Source organism: Oxynema aestuarii AP17, from assembly GCF_012295525.1.
Classification (GTDB): domain Bacteria; phylum Cyanobacteriota; class Cyanobacteriia; order Cyanobacteriales; family Laspinemataceae; genus Oxynema; species Oxynema aestuarii.
The window spans coordinates 1,524,638-1,540,909 of the sequence record NZ_CP051167.1 but is presented as its reverse complement, the minus strand read 5'-3'; the positions used below and the strand labels follow the sequence as shown (position 1 = coordinate 1,540,909).

General features: G+C 51.9%; 15 protein-coding genes and 1 pseudogene. 8 read left to right on the top strand and 8 right to left on the bottom strand.

What is annotated here, in order from left to right; genetic code table 11:
* Nucleotides 1-25: 25 nt before the first annotated feature.
* Nucleotides 26-1,402: a sensor histidine kinase gene (locus HCG48_RS06255; protein WP_168568376.1), complete on the bottom strand. Its 1,377-nt coding sequence runs from the start codon at nucleotides 1,400-1,402 to the stop codon at nucleotides 26-28.
* Between the two features lie 136 nt (nucleotides 1,403-1,538).
* Here HCG48_RS06255 and HCG48_RS06250 point away from each other — a divergent pair, with 136 nt between their 5' ends.
* Nucleotides 1,539-1,721 (top strand): hypothetical protein, encoded by a 183-nt coding sequence (locus HCG48_RS06250; protein WP_168568375.1) that lies wholly within the window; start codon nucleotides 1,539-1,541, stop codon nucleotides 1,719-1,721.
* Here the strand turns inward: HCG48_RS06250 and lepB are convergent.
* Nucleotides 1,718-2,350, bottom strand: coding sequence for a signal peptidase I (lepB, locus tag HCG48_RS06245; protein WP_168568374.1), 633 nt, complete (start codon nucleotides 2,348-2,350; stop codon nucleotides 1,718-1,720). The two genes, HCG48_RS06250 and lepB, sit on opposite strands and share 4 nt — an antisense overlap.
* A gap of 336 nt (nucleotides 2,351-2,686) precedes the next feature.
* Between lepB and HCG48_RS06240 the strand changes: the two are divergent.
* A pseudogene (locus tag HCG48_RS06240) lies at nucleotides 2,687-3,231 on the top strand (amidohydrolase family protein); the annotation flags it as partial.
* Between the two features lie 240 nt (nucleotides 3,232-3,471).
* Here the strand turns inward: HCG48_RS06240 and tsaE are convergent.
* A complete protein-coding gene (gene tsaE, locus HCG48_RS06235) occupies nucleotides 3,472-3,942 on the bottom strand; it encodes a tRNA (adenosine(37)-N6)-threonylcarbamoyltransferase complex ATPase subunit type 1 TsaE (RefSeq protein WP_168568373.1) in 471 nt (156 codons plus the stop codon).
* A gap of 121 nt (nucleotides 3,943-4,063) precedes the next feature.
* Nucleotides 4,064-5,440 carry a gluconeogenesis factor YvcK family protein gene (locus tag HCG48_RS06230; RefSeq protein ID WP_168568372.1) on the bottom strand — a complete coding sequence of 459 codons (1,377 nt, stop codon included), beginning with the start codon at nucleotides 5,438-5,440 and terminating at the stop codon, nucleotides 4,064-4,066.
* Between the two features lie 90 nt (nucleotides 5,441-5,530).
* Between HCG48_RS06230 and HCG48_RS26425 the strand changes: the two genes are divergently transcribed.
* The 3 genes from HCG48_RS26425 to HCG48_RS06220 all read left to right on the top strand — a co-directional run bounded on the left by HCG48_RS26425 (nucleotide 5,531) and on the right by HCG48_RS06220 (nucleotide 8,296).
* Nucleotides 5,531-5,659, top strand: coding sequence for a hypothetical protein (locus HCG48_RS26425; RefSeq protein ID WP_281362083.1), 129 nt, complete (start codon nucleotides 5,531-5,533; stop codon nucleotides 5,657-5,659).
* 318 nt (nucleotides 5,660-5,977) lie between these two features.
* Nucleotides 5,978-6,760, top strand: coding sequence for an ABC transporter ATP-binding protein (locus tag HCG48_RS06225; protein ID WP_168568371.1), 783 nt, complete (start codon nucleotides 5,978-5,980; stop codon nucleotides 6,758-6,760).
* A gap of 120 nt (nucleotides 6,761-6,880) precedes the next feature.
* The gene (locus HCG48_RS06220) at nucleotides 6,881-8,296 is read left to right on the top strand and encodes an MlaD family protein (protein ID WP_168568370.1); all 1,416 of its coding nucleotides are present in this window, start codon (nucleotides 6,881-6,883) and stop codon (nucleotides 8,294-8,296) included.
* Between the two features lie 440 nt (nucleotides 8,297-8,736).
* Here HCG48_RS06220 and HCG48_RS06215 read toward each other — a convergent pair whose 3' ends face one another.
* The 3 genes from HCG48_RS06215 to lpxD all read right to left on the bottom strand — a co-directional run bounded on the left by HCG48_RS06215 (nucleotide 8,737) and on the right by lpxD (nucleotide 11,570).
* Complete coding sequence (locus tag HCG48_RS06215) at nucleotides 8,737-9,156, bottom strand: AbrB/MazE/SpoVT family DNA-binding domain-containing protein (protein ID WP_168568369.1); 420 nt, start codon at nucleotides 9,154-9,156, stop codon at nucleotides 8,737-8,739.
* A gap of 833 nt (nucleotides 9,157-9,989) precedes the next feature.
* Entirely contained in the window at nucleotides 9,990-10,250 is a 261-nt protein-coding gene (locus HCG48_RS06210; RefSeq protein WP_168568368.1) for a hypothetical protein, read from the bottom strand.
* A gap of 267 nt (nucleotides 10,251-10,517) precedes the next feature.
* Nucleotides 10,518-11,570 (bottom strand): UDP-3-O-(3-hydroxymyristoyl)glucosamine N-acyltransferase, encoded by a 1,053-nt coding sequence (lpxD, locus tag HCG48_RS06205; RefSeq protein WP_168568367.1) that lies wholly within the window; start codon nucleotides 11,568-11,570, stop codon nucleotides 10,518-10,520.
* A 110-nt stretch (nucleotides 11,571-11,680) separates the two neighbouring features.
* On the opposite strand from lpxD, the gene HCG48_RS06200 reads away from it, so the two are divergent.
* Nucleotides 11,681-11,974, top strand: coding sequence for a hypothetical protein (locus HCG48_RS06200; protein WP_168568366.1), 294 nt, complete (start codon nucleotides 11,681-11,683; stop codon nucleotides 11,972-11,974).
* On the opposite strand, the gene HCG48_RS06195 is transcribed toward HCG48_RS06200, so the two are convergent.
* Complete coding sequence (locus HCG48_RS06195; protein WP_168568365.1) at nucleotides 11,971-12,300, bottom strand: YkvA family protein; 330 nt, start codon at nucleotides 12,298-12,300, stop codon at nucleotides 11,971-11,973. The two genes, HCG48_RS06200 and HCG48_RS06195, sit on opposite strands and share 4 nt — an antisense overlap.
* Before the next feature lie 681 nt (nucleotides 12,301-12,981).
* On the opposite strand from HCG48_RS06195, the gene HCG48_RS06190 reads away from it, so the two are divergent.
* Both HCG48_RS06190 and HCG48_RS06185 read left to right on the top strand, forming a co-directional pair.
* Nucleotides 12,982-14,517: a hypothetical protein gene (locus HCG48_RS06190; RefSeq protein ID WP_168568364.1), complete on the top strand. Its 1,536-nt coding sequence runs from the start codon at nucleotides 12,982-12,984 to the stop codon at nucleotides 14,515-14,517.
* Between the two features lie 184 nt (nucleotides 14,518-14,701).
* Nucleotides 14,702-16,264 (top strand): phytoene desaturase family protein, encoded by a 1,563-nt coding sequence (locus tag HCG48_RS06185; protein WP_168568363.1) that lies wholly within the window; start codon nucleotides 14,702-14,704, stop codon nucleotides 16,262-16,264.
* Nucleotides 16,265-16,272 lie beyond the last annotated feature (8 nt).

Below are 16,272 nucleotides of genomic sequence, written 5' to 3'. Positions count from 1 at the left end.
ATGTTAGATTTTAGATTTTACCGAGTCAAAATGCAGGCAATAAAATCTCGAACTCGGTCCCCTCTCCCAACTGCGATCGCAAGCGAAACCGTCCGCCATGACGCGCGGTCACGATCCAATAAGACACCGCCAAACTGGTTTCTTTTTGCGCCCGCCGTTGCACCGAAAACGATTCGACCGTCGCCTCCAAGGTGTCCGGCGACATTCCCGGACCGTTATCGGCGATCTGAATCGTCACCCAACGCGGTTGCGGTTGTTGGCTCTCGTTTTCATCCGGCGATCCCAATTGGGTCTTGATTTCAATCCGCGATTTGCGCGCCGATTGGCTGAGTTTTTGCGACCCTTGAAACTTCGAGGTAAACTCGCGATCGATCGCCTGATTGAGCAAGGCATCGATCGCGTTACTGAGAATATTCATAAAAACTTGGCTCAGTTGGCTGGCATAACAGTGGATCGGCGGTAAATGACCGTAGTTTTTGACCACTTCAATTTCGCCACTCAAGCGGCTTTGCAATAATAACAAAACGCTATCGATACAGGAGTGCAAATCGGCAGGTTTGGGAAACACCTCATCGATATGACAGAAGTTTTGCAAACTGGTCGCCAGAGTTTTTAAGCGTTGCGCCCCATTTTTAATACTGTCGAGAGAATGGGGTAAATCTTCTTTTAAAAATTCAAATTCTAAGTCTACTTTTAACGCTTCGATTTCGGGGACAGGTTCGCCGATATGGGCTTCGTAAGCTTCAATAATTTCAATTAATGCCGTGCTGTAGTTGTCGATATAGGTTAAATTTCCCCAGATAAAGCCTACCGGATCGAGGATTTCGTGAGCCACACCATCGACCAAGCGACCCAAACTCGCCATTTTTTCACTTTGGATCATTTGTGCTTGGACGCGCTCGAATCGTAGTTGAGTTTCGATGCCGCGTATTTGCCAATAAGCGATATTGAGTTCGTGAATGTTGAGGAGTTTATATTTTCCCGATTTCATTTCCACCACGATCGGTTCCCCGAGTAATTCGGGCGATCGCCGCAACGCCAAGCGCGCCACTTCGACAATCGGCATGGTTTCGTGCAACAGTAATAAGTCGGTTCGCGCGTAGCTGTAAATGACTTCTAAGGGAGAATTTAAAAATAATTCCATCCCTCGGGGACGAATTAAGAATTCTAACAATCGCTGGCGAGAAATCATGCCAAAAAAGCGATCGCTATCTCTTAAAACAACGCCGGGTAATAATGGGTATTTTTCAAATAACGGTAAAATATCCGCACAGTTCAAACTGAGTTGAACTTCAAAATAAAAAAGGGGTAATTCTCCGAGATTAGACTCCAAACGCAAATCTTGATAACTCCCCTCACAAAAGACGGGGAGGGAGAATTGGCAATTGCCTTCTACACTCACAATCTCAAATCACTCCGCCACAACGATCGCCGTTTAAAACTTAGCACGGTCACCTATCTGCTTTCTAATGCTAAGGCCGATCGCCGTTCGATAAGTACAATAAATTACAATAAATTACAATAATTTTGAGGCGATCTTGAAAGCAAAACCATCTCCTCGATCGCGCGATCGCCCGATTCAGATCGATTTGCAGAATTTTAATAGTGCCGATTTGAGCGCTCAAACAAGCGGCGAACTCCCTCAAGCTCGAACGAACCAACCGCGCAACCGACCGCAACGGCGATCGCACGGTTACTCGCGACCGACCCCTCCGAGTTAGGGAGTCACCGACGGAGTGACCGGATACAGGGGTTGTGGGTCGAGACCCCCGAGACGATTGGGGGGCCAGAAGCGAACCGCCGCCCGACCGATAATCCGATCTTGCGGGACAAAACCCCAATAATGACTGTCGTAACTGTTATTGCGATTGTCGCCGAGGACTAAATAGGAATCCTCCGGGACGGTCACCGGACCGTATTGGTAATTGGGACGGTCTTCAATGTAGCTTTCGCGCAAGGGGCGATCGTTGACGTAAACCCGCCCGCCCTTGACTTCTATGGTTTCTCCCGGTAAACCGATCACCCGTTTGATGAAGGCGTCCTTAAAATTTTGTCGTTGCAGCGCTTCGGTCGGCGAAAAAACGATAATGTCACCCCGTTGAGGTTCTTTGAAGCGATAAACCAGTTTATCGACAATCAGGCGATCGTTAATCTGGAGCGTCGGAAGCATCGAACCTGAAGGGATGTAGCGAGCTTCAGCCACGAAATGGCGGATTCCTAACGCTAAAACCGCACTCAAGCCAATCGTTTTGAGTCCCTCTATCCAGGGATTTTCTTGACGGGATTCGGCGTCTGCGCGATCGCCGGAATGCAATTTAGAATCGGACACGGGTTCCTGCGCACGAGTCATAGGGTAAATAGTAATGAAAGATAACTGTTACGATAACCAAACTCCGGTTTGTGGGGTTGGATTTGAGAGGCTTACCCTTTGATATTAACGTTTTTTCCAGTCCAACCGCCCAGACGAGAACGAATCGCGAAAACTCTTGAGAATTTTGAACAACCCTACACGGAAGGTTGACAGTCGTTGTATTTTAACTTTAAAATAAACGGCATTTTTTGGCAATCCTCGGGAAAGTTTTCCCCAATGAAAAAACTTCAGCCCTTTTCCCGCCAGAATGCCGAACGATCGCCGTGTACGATTTGAAATCAAAGCTTAGTTATGAGTGGTCATCCCTGTTGAGCGATCCGCAATGCCCGTATCCTCCAGCCCGACGGTGAAGTTTTGCTCGGAGATGTCGAAATCCGTGGCGGGCAAATCGTTCGGATTGCTCCCCAGATTACCTGGTCCGAACAAGATGATGCCCCATCTCAAGTGATTGACGCCGAGGGTTTGACTTTGTTGCCCGGGGCCATCGACCCGCAAGTTCATTTCCGAGAATCGGGTTTGGAATATAAAGAAGACCTCACCACCGACACCCGAGTTTGTGCTAGAGGCGGCGTCACGTCCTTTCTGGAAATGCCCAACACCCGCCCGTTGACCATTACGCAAGCCATTCTCGACGACAAACTCAAACTGGCGTCCGAGAAATATTTGGTCAATTAGGGAAAGAAGCGGCTTTTTTATCGGCGCCACGCCGGAGAATTTACCGGACTTGCGCGAAGCCAATCGCACACCGGGGATTAAAATTTTTATGGGTCGATGAAAGGTGATTTACTCGTGGCGATCGCCTGATTGCCCTTCACACCGAAGACCGCGATCGCACCGACCCCGCCGCCCATTCGGAAATTTAAGACAACCAAGTGTCATGACCCCGGTCGTCGGCCAAGTTGTTTACAATCGCGGCCAATTTGACGACACCGTGCGCGCCAAAGCCTTGACTTTTGGTTGATTTTAGGGTATTGGGAAGAAGCAAAAGACAAGAGTAACAAGAGGGGCGGGCATCCTTCGGCTGCGATCGCGAAGACGCGCCCGCCTCCCATCTCTCTCAATCGAAAATCCAACATCTAGCATCTAACATCCCGACTTCCTCAAATGACCTCTTGCCAATCCCCAACCTTCTCAATAGTGGCCGATCTGCCGCGATCGCAGTGGGTGAGGGCAATCCGCAAATAGTCGGGAGGGAGATAGGGCAATCGGGCCGACCATTCGATCGCCACGATCCCCGGTTCGACCTCGATCCCTTCCCAATAACTTTCTAAATTCAAACTCGGAATATCTTTCGGTTCCAAACGATATAAATCGAGGTGGTACAGTGGCAGGCGACCGTCGAGATATTCCACAATCAAGGTAAATGTCGGACTGACGATCGCCTCATCGAGTCCCAACCCTTCTCCAATCCCTTGAACGAGGGTTGTTTTGCCCGCACCGAGATCCCCTTCGAGCAAAATTACCGTACCCGCCGGACACCGTTCGCCCAAGCGCTTGCCCAGCGATCGCGTCGCCTCTGCATCCGCCAACCACAATTCAGATTTTTTGTGCTTTCTAACGTCTGGATTCATCGCTTTTTAGAGGCAAGACAAGGGAGTAGGAGAGGGGATTTGAGATTTGAGATTTGAGATTTTAGCTCGACACCGTAACACGCCCGTTGTGACCGCGTTGCTAGTCCGTATTCCCGATGCTTTACTCTTTACTCGCTATTCCCTGAACCCGGGCATACCAGCGTAACAACACTCGTCCCAAGAATTGGGAATTATGGCGGACGTAACCCGTTTGCGGATCTTCATCCATAACATTAGCGACGACGACCTGCCGGCCCAAATTGGCCAAATCTTCGCGATCGAGAAAGACCGGATGGGAATTATCTTGAGCGTAGCGAATCAGGGCTTGAGCGGACGGGACTTGACTCTGAGCTAAGACCGAATCGAACAGAGGACGACCGCAGGCGCGATCGATCGCCTTGACGTGATCCGAGACCGTGTACCCTTGGGTTTCCCCCGGTTGGGTCATGATATTGCACACGTAAATTTTAGGAACGTCCCGACAGGCGATCGCCTCCGCAATTTCCGGCACTAACAAATTGGGAATCACGCTCGTGTAAAGGCTTCCGGGTCCCATAATAATCAAATCCGCCTCGCGAATCGCCTGCACCGCTTTCGGTAAAGCCGGGGGATTGCCCGGAATGCAACCAATTTTGACAATATTGCCCCCAGCTTCGCTGATGCGCGATTCGCCTTCGATTTTGCGCCCGTCGGCCAATTCAGCCCATAAATGAACGTCACAAAGGGTCGCGGGGAGCACCTGACCGCGTATGGCCAACACTTGAGAACTCGCCGCCGCCGCCCGTTCCAAATCTCCGGTAATATCCATCATCGCCGTCAGGAATAAATTACCGAAACTATGTCCGGTTAGTCCTTCCCCGGCTCTAAAACGATATTGAAATAACTCCGTCAATAACTTTTCTTCCGCCGCCAACGCCGCCAAACAGTTGCGAATATCTCCCGGGGGCAACACGCGATTTTCGCGACGCAGGCGCCCGGAAGAGCCGCCATCGTCGGCGACGGTGACGATCGCCGTAATATTGGCGCTATATTGTTTCAACCCGCGCAATAAGGTCGAAAGCCCCGTCCCGCCACCGATCGCCACGATCCTCGGGCCACGACTGAGGCGGCGGTGGTCGATCAGTACGTCTACCAGTTCGCGATCGCTTCCCGGACGCAATACTTCTGTAATCGAGCCGACGGTGCGAGTTTGTCCCCACAAAATCAAAACGATGCCGCCGAGCATCACGAGCGGACCGCTAATATAACTGGGAACGAGACTGGTAATTGTCGCTAAAAAGGTCTCGATTAACTGAATCCCGTAATAAATCGGGGTCAATTTAATCCAAATTGACAATCCCAACAAGGCCAAAAAGACCCCACCCGCACTGATGAGAACCCAACGCTTGACAAATAAACCGGGAGCGAGCCATTTAAACCACTGGTTCATCCGCGTGCGGCGACCTGGAGCATCTCGCTTAAAGGCAAATAAAGCTTGTTTGAGTAGAGCAATAAACATAGGCTCGATACAGTGATGGGGGATCGAATGTCCGCCAGATCGATCGCGAAATTACGGTCGTAGATTCCAGTCGGAGGGCGAACGGCAAGTATGGCAATCAAGTATGGCAGTAGCAAAAAAACGATCGACGATTCCGAGAGTTCGGTCATCTGCCTGGAGGGCTTGCGCCAGTGTCTAGGAATTATTCCCTACCAAGATATACTGCATCCGACGGATTGAGAACAGCGATCGCCCAAACCGTCCATAGCTTATCGAACACCCAGGACTTCTATCAATCGTCTGCGTGAGTGGAGTCTTAATTCAAATGTTGGCCGATCGCCGTCGTCCACTCCCGAGGTTGGCTCGCGGCAACAGACTCGGCAAATGGGCACGGGGCGATCGCCCCGGCGGCGAGCCTTAAGACCTCAGACTTCTATACCGATCTTGGGGTTTCCTTTCAGGATGGGCGATCGCATCCCTTAACTCTTTAGAATCTAAAATCTAGAATCTAGAATCTAAAAAACCCGAGCCAGCGATCGCCTCCCAAAAACACAGCTCATGACTGAACCGTTAATCCAACTCAAGGGAATCTCTAAAGCCTTTGGCAATAACGTCATCCTCGATCGCGTCGATCTCTCAATTTATCCTTGTGAAGCCCTTTCGATCATCGGGCCGTCGGGAACCGGAAAATCGACAATCTTGCGAATTATCGCAGGCTTGCTCGCCCCCGACGAAGGAGAAGTTTACATTCAAGGCGAGCGCCGCAAAGGCTGGGTAGATGACCTTGCCGATCCGATCGGGATCGGGATGGTGTTTCAGAATGCCGCATTATTCGACTCGCTCACCGTCGATGAAAATGTCGGATTTCTCCTTTACCAGCATTCTAAATTACCTCGGCGTCGGATTCGCCAACTCGTCAGTGAAAAATTAGAAATGGTAGGATTGCCCGGAATTGGCAATCTTTACCCGGCAGAACTATCCGGCGGGATGCGAAAGCGGGTAAGTTTTGCCCGAGCGATTATGGCCAATCCCGAGGATCCCAAAGCCAGCCCGGAAGTCTTGCTCTACGACGAACCCACCGCCGGATTAGATCCGATCGCCTCGACGGTGATCGAAGATTTGATCCGCGACTTACAAGCTGCTCAAGGGGGGTGCAGTACCTACGTGATGGTCACCCACCAACAAAGTACCATTCGCCGGACTTCAGACCGTATCATTTTTCTGTACGGGGGAAAGATACAGTGGGAAGGCAGCGTCGCCGACAGCGAAAGTACGGATCATCAAGCCGTCCAGCAATTTTTCAGTGGCAATATTGACGGCCCGATTCAAGCTTTTGGCTGACTCGATGGTAGGGGAGTCGTGAGGTCACCCCTGCCGAACCCTGAGAACTTGAGGGTGGTGTTTTGGGTGGATGTCGAGTTTGGGGGGCAGACGAACGTGAAATGACTATCAGGAGAAATTATGCGATCGCGAACACTCAGAGAAGGATCGGTCGGGTTGTTAATTCTCGGCGCTTTGGGCTTATTTGGCGGGATTGTTTTGTGGTTGAAAGGGGTGACCCTCGGCCCGCAAAGTTACCGGATTTTAGTCGAGTTTGCCAATGTCGTCGGAATGCAAGAGGGGGCCTCGGTTCGTTATCGCGGGGTCAAGGTCGGTAGAATCAGCTCGATTCAACCGGGAACGAATGGGGTTGAAGTCGAACTGACGATTTCGCCACCGGATTTGGTGATGCCTTCAGAAGTCCTGATCGAAGCCAATCAAGGGGGGTTAATTGGCGAAACGGTGGTCGATATTACCCCTCTCAAACCCGTACCCACCCGGTCGGCGAACGCGCCAAAACCGTTGGATCCTCAATGCAATTCCGATGAAATTGTCTGCGCCCGAGATCGCCTCAAAGGGCAAATCGGTGTTAGTTTTGATGAATTGGTGCGCGGATCGATTCGTTTTACACGCTTGTTTAGCGATCCGGCCTTTTTTAATAACCTCAATTCTCTGGTCAAAAATACGACGGCAGCGAGTGCCGAAGTGACCCAACTCACCCGACAAATCAACGTCCTCAGTCAGTCGGTTCAAAAAGAACTGACGGCGGTTTCGAGTTCGACCAATCAATCGGCGCTGGCGATCGCCACGGCGGCCCGTCAAATCGGCAATGCGGCGGGGGAATTCGGTTCGATCGCCGATGAAATCGGCACCTCCGTCGGCGAAATCGGCGGTGCGGCCCGTCAATTTGGGGCGATCGCCGACGATATCGGTACCTCCGCCAACCGCCTCAATTTGACCACGGTGGAGGTCTACCGCCTCGTTTCTAATGTTAATTCTCTCGTCGCCAGCAATCGCGGCACCCTCGTTTCGACCCTCAACAATCTCAATCAAACCAGCGAGCAAGTCCGACGGACGATCTCCGCGATCGCCCCGACCTTAGCCAATGTAGAAGGTCAAATCGGAGGCGGCAATTTTGGCACGTTATTCGACAATCTCAATACCCTCGCCAATAATGCCGCCGAAGTGTCGGCCAATGCTGCCGAAGCCTCTGCGGCCCTGCGCGAGTTTTCCTCGGCGGTCGGAACCCCCACCAATCTCTTGCTGCTACAACAAACTCTCGATTCGGCTCGCGCTACTTTCCAAAATGCCCAAAAAATCACGTCGGATCTCGACGAACTCACCGGAGATCCGACGTTACGGGAAAATATCCGCAATTTGATCGAAAGTTTGAGCGATTTGCTCTCTTCTACCCAACATTTAGAGCAACAAACCCTGTTAGCTCAAAGCCTCGGCACCCTTTCGTCTACGGTTCATTCGGCGACGGCTCACGATCCGAGTGCGCTCCCTTCGGTGTCTGTAGAGGCGATCGAGCCTTCTCTTTCTCAATCTCCCTAATCGATGCTCGTTTTTGGCAGTTTTTGGCAGATCTTAAGCAGTTTAGCGTTTAAATTTTAGATTTTCGATGGAGGGGGTTGCTTTCTAGGGAAGTGGGTAGATCGGCGTTGTGCTGACCCGATTTCCCGCACCCCACTCCCGATTCCCTTCTCTGGGGCAGCAAACCCGATGTCTGTCCCAGGAATTTTTCATTTTCGTCTTCATCCTGACTTTCCCATAAAATAACCCCCTCATTTCTCGACAAATTGGCTGCCGAGAATATGAGTGGGAAATCGGTTAACGGTAAAAGCCTTTTCGGGAATCGAAGTGCACTTACCGTTCGATGGTATGGCAGGCGACAGCGATCGCCTGTCGGCGATTTTTTGGCATAGTCGAACTCCGAACTGGGGAGGAAGGGCGATCGCCCGCCGCGTTCCTTCCCCGATCCAGCGACTTTTTGCTTATTCTTCGTCTTCTAACAGTTCGTCGTCATCGAGGTCGGAGCCATTTTTATCCGCACCCACCTGGATCAGGTGAATGTGTTTGTAGCCCAACTTAATTTCAAACTCATCGCCGGGTTTTAATCCCATCGCATGAGTGTAAGTGGAACCGATGACGATTTGACCATTTTTGTGGACGCTTACCCGATAGGTCGGCTCGCGACCGCGACCATCTTTTGTCCCTTCAGGACTCAGAGGAATGCCGCGAGCAGCCAGAACCGCATCATAAAAATCCGTTAGATTTACGCGGGTCTGGTTATTTCTTGTTGTCGTGTAGTATCCGCAGCGCTTTGCAGTTTCTCTCCGGGGTAAGTGCGAGAGTTCTTTTATTTTTTGAAGTAGCGCTTTTCCCGTCAGGGGGCTTGTAGCTGTTTCACTCATCGCTTTGCAAAATATCCTTCGATCTCTATGATAGGAAATCTAGGCTCATGTTTGTACTCGGCCTTATAAAAATATATCCTTAAATTGATGGATTTTGACAAGTCTTTTTCTTAATTTCGATCGATAGTCAACATAATTTAATCAAAATTGGACCTTTGAGGGCGCAGGTCGGGGAAATTTTGGGAAAAATTTTCCCGTCGAATCGGACTCGATTGTGTTTTTGCAGCGCACCAGTGGGAAATCCGCACTATTATAATGAGGCGCGATCGTGGATTGGGCCTTGAGGTAGGACTCTCTTACCTGGAAAAAAAGATTGAGGGAGGGAAAATAATTTTTTTCCGGGGCGCTCCGATGCGATCGCGGCGGTCGTAACCCCTACGCTTGTCGGTGTTCTATAGCTTACAGTGCCAAACCCGTGCCGATCGCCCGGGAATAAAAACGATAAGAAATTTTCATGCATTGACTAGGGGAAAAGCAGTTTTTTTGTCAGTGTTGGCGGCGACCCGGGCGACGGTTAGGCACTCTATGGGAGGTCGGTTGCGTTTCGAGCCGTACTCCTCGGGAACGGGCGATCGCGCCGCTTCAAAATCCCCTCAATCGGGCAGATTTTTAAGAGATCTAAACCTTACCCCTTGGAATTGGATTGCCCAATTTTAGGTGCGAACAAGGGACAGGCGGAACCGAAAAAGGGGGGTTGGGGATGACGAGGCGATCGCCGAGGTCGGTGGCGACGGGGACGAACTAAAACCGATCTTTGGATATTGACAAACTTCGATAAGGATGGGGCGCTTGTTTTCCAAAAAAGTCGGGGCGATCTGGGGCAATTCGATCGTTTAGATCGAGCTTAGATCGATCGAACCCGGTGGGGGTTCGATTTCAAGTCGCCGCGCCGATCGTCCGATTCCCGGCGCCTCGAAATCGAGGACGAAGGATGGGGGTTCTTGCCAAGAAAAGATCGCGATCGCGCGTTCGCAAAGCGACGCCTCCGGCGTATCGCCACCCGCCCAATTTCGATCCGAGCAGACCCACTCAAATGTTTGACTCTCAACATTAAACGGTCTTCCACGATCGCCGATCGATTTCACGATTTCCACGCCCCATCGATCGCCGGGACGAGACCGCTCCCCCGGAACGATCGCCGGACGGGGAAGCGCTCAAAAGTCGGTTATTTTTCACTGAAATGGACCCCTACACCGTCGGCTCCATTTCCACGGTTACCGAGGAAACGAACCGAAATCGCGATCGGGGTGTAATGGCGCGCTCGTAACGATTGCGACTTAGACCTCTACGAGCGGGAAAATTACCGCCCGATCGCCCGATTTTAGCCCCTTATCCACTCTCGATCCCGGGCGATCGATGGCTTAGTTATTACTATTTTTTCCCAACTGACGTTGAACGTCCTTGAGCGATCGATAAATCTCCGGCAGTCGATTGTAAATCGCTACCGCTTTCAACCAAAGTTTATTATTAATCGCCGGATACCCCGAAACGATCTCCCCGGGGGCGATATCGCTGTGGATCCCCGATTTCGCCGAGGCGATCGCCCCGTCCCCAATCCGCACTTGGTTGGAAACACCCACCTGTCCGGCGAGGATGACCCGATCGCCCACGCGAACCCCTCCCGCCAAGCCGACTTGGGCGGCGATCGCACAATTTTCGCCGATCTGACAGCCGTGACCGATTTGCACTAAATTGTCAATTTTCGTCTGGCGACCGATGCGGGTTTCGCCGACGGCGGGACGGTCGATGGTGCTGTTACTGCCAACTTCTACCCCGTCTTCTAAAATCGTGCATCCCGATTGTTCCATTTTGATCCAGCCGTTCGCCGTCGCCACGAAGCCGAACCCTTCGCCGCCAATGACGACGCCACTATGAATGACACAATCGGCGCCGATGTGGGTGCGTTCGTGAATCGTACAGTTGGCGTGCAAGATAACGCGATCGCCGATTTCGACATCGGGATAAATCACGGTGTTGGCGTGCAAACAGGCTCGATTGCCAATTTTGACCCCGGCGCCGACAGTCACGTGCGGTCCGATATAAACCCCTTCGCCGATCTCCGCCTCCGGATCGACGGTCGCACTCGGGTGAATTTCACTCTCGGGATGAAAGGGTTTGTAAAATAGGGCGATCGCCCGGGCAAAAGCGAGTCGGGGTTCTCGGGTACTCAGCCAGGGGATAGCGCGCTCGTTCGCCCGCGCCTGAATCCCTTCGTCCTGGGGCAAAATTAAGGCACTCGCTTGGGTCGTAGCGATTTGGGGGGCAAATTTGGCACTTTCAACATAACTCAAACTCGCGGTCATGGCATCGTCGATCGCCGCCACTCCACAAATCTCCGGATCCCCTTGTGTGGTGTCGAGGCGGCTGTCGAGGACTAAATCGCCGAGTTGTGCTATCAGTTCGCTAAATTTCATAGGTTGGGTTGAGCCTGGAGGAGAGATGGCGTTCGCGTAGCGACTCCAAAGGAGTCAGCAGAATCGCGCTGTAGGGTTTTTGGAGCGAACAAGACCGGGCGATTGTCGAGTTGCTTGCGAATCCAATTGTTAAGGATAAACGAGGGTCGGCGATCGCCGTGGAAAGCGATCGCAACTCTGCCATCGTATCATCGATCGGCGGGTCGAAAAACTGTAATTTTTACCCGGCGATCGCCCATTTTCGATCGACGATCGCCCTTCAAAGAACCGCGCCGGGCGATCGTCTCCCGGGCGATCGAAAATCGTCCCCTCAATGCGGACTCGCCATTAAAAAACAACCCAACTCTCTAGGTCTGGAGTCGGGCTGTCTGGGCGAAGGTAACCCCTGGGGCGATCGCGATTAATCTAACTCGGAAACGGGAGTGCCGGACGCTTCTACATCTACCGTGGTCGTCGCGTTCTCGCTATTGACGGCAAAGTCGGAACCCTGACGGTCGCGATCGCCTTGCCGCGATTTGAAGTAGTCCATCGTCATTTGCGAGACTTCGGCAACGAGCAAACTGATTACTGCAATATCGTCAATTTGTCCGACAATTGGCAGGAAGTCCGGCGAAATATCAAACGGACTCAAGACATAAGCCAAGGTTCCTAAAATAATCCACCAGCGATATTTCGGATTGCGGAGGGTATTGCGATACCAGTTATAGATGGATTGGATGGAATAGCTCATAAATGTAGCCTTTGACCGATTTCTTCCATCCTGACAAAAACGGTTGGGGATTATCAGTGTAGAGATCCGTCCAAACCCAATTGCGGATTCGACGGTTTGGCATTGAAAATAACTGCTTTTCCTCGCTTTGAGGATTCGGAAATCCCCCGAGTGCGCGCGATTGCCCCCGCCGGGGTTGCGCTTCTCCCTAGTATCGAGGCGATCGTGAGGAGCTAACCAGGAGAGAATTGCGGACGCCTCGATCCAGTTTCTCACACCCTCGGCGATCGCCACCGTAGCCCCGGGCGATCTCCTGTCCGACGAGAGCGATTTTCACATTCTTGAGCTAGACTGGATCTAAGAGAATCTCGGATAAGTTCGCCCCCGATCGTCGGGGCGATCGCCCGTATTCGCGAACGGGAACGAGGAATCTCATTTGGGGTCGTCGTGTCGTCTAGTACCCCATCGGTGACTCGGTGTTACCGTCGGCCATCGGCCATCGAGATCGAAACCGGATCGGATTGAGGAAAAATCAAAAAAAGATAAAAAATTGTAGTCCTATCTATAGATATAAGACGGTAGGGCTTAACTGGAGGGTGCCTCCCCTTCTCGTCCGAATGTAGGGACCCAAGATCGGGCGATCGCGAAATTCTAGATTCTCGATCCTGTCGTATTCCTCAATCGGATAAGGAGGAATGCCCGATGTTATTACCGTTTCGCAAGATGGCGATCGCCACGATCGCCCTCTTTTCCCTTTCAATTCCGAGCGATCGCGCGATCGCGACCTCCATCGGCGACTTACTCCCGGATTGGTCCCCGGAAAAAGCCGTGACCACCAACATTAAAGACGCGCGGGCGATCTCCGCTTGGCTGGACGACTTCCCCGAAACCGTTCCCGACCCAGCCGATGCCTCCTTGGCATTCGCCCCCGGTTATTACCGTTTCACCGTTCAAAGTTACTGTCTGCACGCCGGAACCTACGCCCCGACCCAAGGGGACGGCTATCTCCTCGCGACCCTCGAAGGTAACCGGGCCGAACTGATTCGGGCAATTTTACAGCGATCGCTCGCGCAAGCGCAGATCTCCCAACAAGATATCCAACGCTTGATTTGGGGCATCGAAGCGGGCGCCAATTTCACTCAATATCCCCTCGATTTTCAAGTGCGAATCGCGCCGTTACTCGAACCGTCGGAAATCGCCGCCCTCAGTATCGACGTCGAATCGATCGCCGGACGCCTCATCGGTCGCTTTATCCCAGATTCGCTCAAACGCGCCCTCAATCTCTATCGCGACATCCGCCAAACCCTCACCAACGCCCAAGCGACTTACGAAGACCTCGAACGGATTGCGATTCTCACCGGGGTCGCCCCGACGGGGAAAGGCAGTCGCACGATCGATCCGGGCAACTGGAATTATGCTGGAGATGGATTTTATCTGCGAACCTATCCCCAAAGTTATCCGACCACGACGGTCGAACTGTTGCGTCCGGCGGCTTATCGCCTGCAACGGGACGCCCGAGGACGGATTATTGTCTTTGAAAGTGGCAACTATCGCATCGAAACGACCTACGAGGATACCCCGGGCGGCGATCGCCTCGTCTCTCCCGAGGGCGAAAGCGTGCCGATTTGGCGGTTCCGTCGCCTCCACTTTAGCGGTCCGCAACCGGGGGACGAGTGGACGGTAGAAAATACGGGCTGGATCGTAGCGTCTTCCGAAGGGACGGACTACGGCGATCGCCCGGGCGCCAAACTTGCCGCGATTGCAGTGAAAACAACCTCGGGCGATCGCGCGCGACCTCAAATCCTGGCGTCGGGGGGCAATGGCGAACCGACGTGGAAAACGTATCGCGATCGTGTCAATTCCGCCCGCGAAAAATGGGAAAAACTCGATCGCTACCGTCAAGAACTCGAACGCGCCAATCGACCCCCCAGCGAAGACGCAATCCGCGATTTGACCGATTTAACCCACTATCGAGATGGGCTCGAAGCGGCTAAAAATCCCGCCGATTTAGAAGGAAAAGGCGAGTGGTTTCGCGACCACCTCGGACGGGTGACTAATGGCTGGAATTACGTGAATTGCGTGTTAGCGGGGGAATGCGACCCGCCGGGAGACGAGTTCGATCGCGATCGCGGCGATCGGCCCAAACCGTTCGATCCCAGTGGCAAGGTAGCCGTTCCCGGCAATACGGTCAAGCAGCGTCTCGGTCTTTCCGGACGATTGCAATCTCTCCCGCGTTAGGGCGATCGTTCCTCTTTTTAACCCATTGATTCGCCCTCTCTCGGCGCGATCGCCCCCCCGTTCCCTCCCGGCGATCGCCCACCGTTTCAGTTCAAATTTGTTAAACTTTCACTATTCATTTTTCCTTTTAATTTCCGATGACCTCAACTCAGCTTAACAAGTCATTCTTTGGAGATTCAAACTTATGGAAACCTTCGATTACATCATTTTTGGAGCCGGATTAGGCGGACTCTCTGCCGCCGCTTGCCTCACCCGTCAAGGCTATCGCGTCGCTGTTTTAGAAAAACATTACTTACCCGGCGGTTGCTGTCACACCTTCGACTACGGAAACTATAGTTTTTGCGCCGACGTTCACTATATTTATCAATGCGGTCCGGGTCAGACGGTCGATCTCTTTTTCAACTACATCGATCGCCCCATTGCGTTTAACTCCCTCGACCCCGATTGTATCGATCGCATCATCACCCCAGACGCCGACTTTCGCATCCCCCTCGGTTGGGAAAACTTACGCCGACGCCTCCTCGCCGAATTCCCCGAAGAAGCCACCGCCATTCATCGCTATTGCGATGAAATCGCCCAATTCAATGCCGAAGTTCGCCGTCTCGGTCGGGAGGTTCACTGGTACGATCGCCATCTCGCCGATTGGTTAAAATTGCCAAAATACTGGCACTTATTCCGCCGCCGTCATTGGACGTTACAAGACCTCTACGATCGCTGCGGACTTTCACCGAAATTACAAGCCATTTTAGCCGGACAAAGCGGCGATTACGCCCTGCCTCCCGCCGAAATTGCCCTCTTGAGTCATACCGCCGTCGTTTGGAATTACTCCGAAGGCGCTTACTATCCCAAAGCTCATTTTAAAGCCTTTGTCGATACTATTGTTGAGGCTATTGATGAAGGAGGAAGTGCGGTTTTACTGTCCAATCCTGTCGAACATATTGACGTTCGCGATGGGGAAGTCAAAGGGGCGATCGCTGCCGGAATTCGCTACGAAGCTTCGCGAGGCTATATTAGCGATTTAGATCCGAAATTGACGGTTTCTTTAATGCACGATGGAACCGGACTCCGCGATCGCGAACGCCATCGCTTGACCGATTACGAATATTCCGCCAGTGCGTTTAATATTTACCTCGGTTTAGACAAACGTTTCGATCCGAAAGCTTACGGAATTGGCAATTGGAATATTTGGTATTATCCCACGGGAAATCTCAATCGGGCATATCAAAAACAACTCGAAGGCGATCTCGAATATCCCTGGATCTTCCTATCTTCTCCGACGTGCAAATCCGACGAACCGGGAATGGCTCCAGAAGGCCATCACGTGTTAGAAATTGCCACCGTTTGTCCTTACGAACCCTTTAAAAAACTGCACGAAAGCGATCGCAAAGCTTATCGATCGCTCAAACGGGAATTTTATCAAAAAATAATGCAAAGCGTTCGCGATTTAATTCCAGATGTCGATCGATATGCTCGTTTGAAAGTCTACGGGACTCCGACGACGAGCGAATATTATTTAGGTCAACCTCAAGGAAATATTTACGGTGCGAAGTTAATCCCGCAACAAGTCGGTTTAAATCGATTGGGATATACGACACAATTGCCAAATTTGTTTTTTGTGGGAGCTAGTTCGGGGTATCCCAGCGTTCCCGGTGTCATCAAAAATGGCATGAATTTGGTATCTCTACTGACCGGGATATCGATTGGGAAACAATCGCGCGATCGCGCTGAAGAATTAGTCAAAATTTAGTTAGTTTT

Bases quoted from the DNA above. Each gene is read 5' to 3' on its own strand.
- lepB (WP_168568374.1), bottom strand. From the start codon at position 2,350: ATGACTCGTGCGCAGGAACCCGTGTCCGATTCTAAATTGCATTCCGGC.
- tsaE (WP_168568373.1), bottom strand. From the start codon at position 3,942: ATGAATCCAGACGTTAGAAAGCACAAAAAATCTGAATTGTGGTTGGCG.
- HCG48_RS06230 (WP_168568372.1), bottom strand. From the start codon at position 5,440: ATGTTTATTGCTCTACTCAAACAAGCTTTATTTGCCTTTAAGCGAGAT.
- HCG48_RS26425 (WP_281362083.1), top strand. From the start codon at position 5,531: ATGGCAATCAAGTATGGCAGTAGCAAAAAAACGATCGACGATTCCGAG.
- HCG48_RS06225 (WP_168568371.1), top strand. From the start codon at position 5,978: ATGACTGAACCGTTAATCCAACTCAAGGGAATCTCTAAAGCCTTTGGC.
- HCG48_RS06220 (WP_168568370.1), top strand. From the start codon at position 6,881: ATGCGATCGCGAACACTCAGAGAAGGATCGGTCGGGTTGTTAATTCTC.
- HCG48_RS06215 (WP_168568369.1), bottom strand. From the start codon at position 9,156: ATGAGTGAAACAGCTACAAGCCCCCTGACGGGAAAAGCGCTACTTCAA.
- lpxD (WP_168568367.1), bottom strand. From the start codon at position 11,570: ATGAAATTTAGCGAACTGATAGCACAACTCGGCGATTTAGTCCTCGAC.
- HCG48_RS06195 (WP_168568365.1), bottom strand. From the start codon at position 12,300: ATGAGCTATTCCATCCAATCCATCTATAACTGGTATCGCAATACCCTC.
- HCG48_RS06190 (WP_168568364.1), top strand. From the start codon at position 12,982: ATGTTATTACCGTTTCGCAAGATGGCGATCGCCACGATCGCCCTCTTT.
- HCG48_RS06185 (WP_168568363.1), top strand. From the start codon at position 14,702: ATGGAAACCTTCGATTACATCATTTTTGGAGCCGGATTAGGCGGACTC.